2 protein-coding genes are annotated in these 2,684 nt (G+C 33.6%); both read right to left on the bottom strand.

Annotated elements, in window-relative coordinates; all coding sequences use genetic code 11:
* The coding region (locus HOG71_11965; GenBank protein ID MBT5991557.1) for a hypothetical protein at nucleotides 1-317 on the bottom strand (317 nt) is incomplete at its 3' end.
* A 68-nt stretch (nucleotides 318-385) separates the two neighbouring features.
* Nucleotides 386-2,419: a thioredoxin domain-containing protein gene (locus HOG71_11960; protein MBT5991556.1), complete on the bottom strand. Its 2,034-nt coding sequence runs from the start codon at nucleotides 2,417-2,419 to the stop codon at nucleotides 386-388.
* Nucleotides 2,420-2,684 lie beyond the last annotated feature (265 nt).

Here is a 2,684-nt window from a genome sequence, read left to right as displayed (position 1 = left end):
TCAAATTCATTATACTTCGAGCTTTCAAAATGATTTATAATAGATTCAGGTAATTTTTCATAATCAATAACAATAGCAGTTTCTATCCATTTACCATTACTACCAAAGGTTACATCATACCATTTGTTGTCATTAAAATAGGAAATTATGTAATTGCTGCCTTCTTGCATCCAGTCTTCTGAAGTTGCTTTGGGGCACTTTTTTGTGAAGCCCTTAAGTACTTTTTCAGGCAAAACAGTATCTTGCACTATCACCTCCTGTGCAAAGGTAGTAGCTGAAAAAATGATAAAAGTAATTATAACAAGCATTGACTTCATACAAAAAACTTAAAATTGCGATAAAAAAGACATTCAATTCAGCACTTAAGTTATTGCCTTTTGTGTAATTATTTGTCCTTGCGTTGGCTTAATTGAACCAAAGCTTGTTTTACCTGCTCAACAGGCAATTTGCACGCATTATCCTGACAAACATATATCAGACTTTTACCTTTCACAAATCTATTCTGTAAAACGGATAACTCATCATTCTCCTTTGTACTTCCTGCAAAAAGGACGTTTGCAAAATAAGTATCGTTCAATTCATTTTTTATTTTTAATGCATTTTTACCACATACAACCACTTCGTATGATGGATATAATTCATTCAATTGCAGTCTAAACCAATTTGCATGATAGGCAGGATGCTCTTGAATTTTTGATTGAACACCCAATAGCATTTGATTTGCATGTTCCAGGTAGTCAGTTCGACCCAAAATCTTCCCCAGCTTAAATAGATTATGTGCCATCACAGAATTTGGTGAAGGAATTACATTGTCGCCAACATCTATATGTTTAGCTACTAACTCATTTGAATGCGCATTAGAAAAGGTAAAGTAACTGCTTTTGGGATCTCTAAAATTTGCCAATACAAATTCATTAAGCTTTATTGCCTGCTCTAAATATTGGATATCAAAAGTACTTTGATAAAAATCCAGAAATGCTTGAATAAGCAAGCTGTAATCTTCTAAAAATGCATTTATACTTGATTTTCCATTTTTGTAGTTTCTCATTAATTGATCTTCAATGATAAACTTGTCCTGAATAAAACGAGCGTTATTCTCTGCCAATTTTAGAAATTTTTCATCTGAAAAAGAATTGTATGCATCCACCAAGGCTGAAAGCATTAGTGCATTCCATGAGCAAAGCATTTTATCATCCAATCCGGGTCTTATCCTTTTTCCTCTTGCTTCAAGTACTTTTTTTGCCGATGCTTTTATTTTTTCTTCAGCCTCTTTTTCTTCAATTTGGAATTTGCCTGCAATTGATTTCAAATCATCCCGAATTAATAAAATATTATGATTTTTTTCCCATAAGCCCTCTTTCCCAACTTGATAGTAAGCCTTAAATAGTTTTGAATCATCGCCCAAAATATCATCTATTTCTTTTTCGGTCCAAACATAAAACGTCCCCTCTTCTCCTTCGCTATCTGCATCCAAGGCTGAATAGAATCCATATTCTTCTGACATTAATTCTCGTTGAAGAAAATCGATTGTTTCATAAACTACCTTTTTATAGCTTGGATTCTTAGATTTTTGATAAGCGTGAGAATATAGGCTAACCAATTGAGCATTATCGTAAAGCATTTTTTCAAAATGAGGTGCTTTCCACTGTTTATCCGTAGAATAACGGGCAAAACCGCCTCCTATCTGATCGTAAATCCCACCCTTTGCCATGTTATTCAGCGTGATATATAATTGTTTGGATGCGTCTTCATTTTTAGAAAGGATAGAATAATCCAATAAATATTGAAATACAACGGGCATTGGAAATTTATTGCTGCTGTTTAATCCTCCTAATACAGTATCCATAGCATTGAGTAAATTCTTGTTTGCTTTTTCTGCTAACTCAGCAGTCAATACGTTATCTGACTTTTCTTCGATCAGATTCATTTGAGAAATACCACTTAATAACTGTTCCGCATACTCCTCCACCCTATTGTGCTGCTTGTTATACAATTCAGATACTTGCTTGAGAACACCTATCCATTTATCTTTTGGAAAATACGTACCGCCATAAAATGGACGACCATCAGGCATAGCAAAGGCATTCAGCGGCCATCCTCCTTGTTGTGTCATTAACTGAACAGCATTCATGTATAAATTATCTACATCAGGTCTTTCTTCCCGATCTACTTTTATACAAATGAATTTTTCGTTCATCAATATAGCTACTTCCTCATTTTCAAAACTTTCTCTTTCCATTACATGACACCAATGACAGGCTGAATAACCTATACTTATCAAAAGAGGCTTATTTTCTTTTTTAGCCTTTATCAAAGCTTCTTCTCCCCATGGATGCCAATTTACCGGATTGTGGGCATGCTGTAATAAATATGGACTACTTTCATGAATTAAGGCATTGCTATGTTTATGTACTTTCATATTTCCCTCTTTATTCTTGTTTTCCTGGCAGGATGCATTAAATATTAATAAAGTTAATGTAATTATCAGCGTAAATTTCATGAGGTGGATTAAGTTGGGCTCCCTAGAAGCAAAAACAAATCCAGTTTCTCACATATGATAATAGTATCACTGTAATTAGTTAAAATATTAAAGGCTTTTATTTAAATTTGACCAATCCTAATTGATACAATTATACAAATAACATTCTATGTTCTACGGTTACTCAGCATATAGCAGCCAAAGT

This window comes from Bacteroidota bacterium (genome assembly GCA_018698135.1).
Classification (GTDB): Bacteria; Bacteroidota; Bacteroidia; order CAILMK01; family JAAYUY01; genus JABINZ01.
The sequence above is the reverse complement of the archived record's forward strand: the minus strand, read 5'-3'. Positions and strand labels throughout refer to the sequence as shown.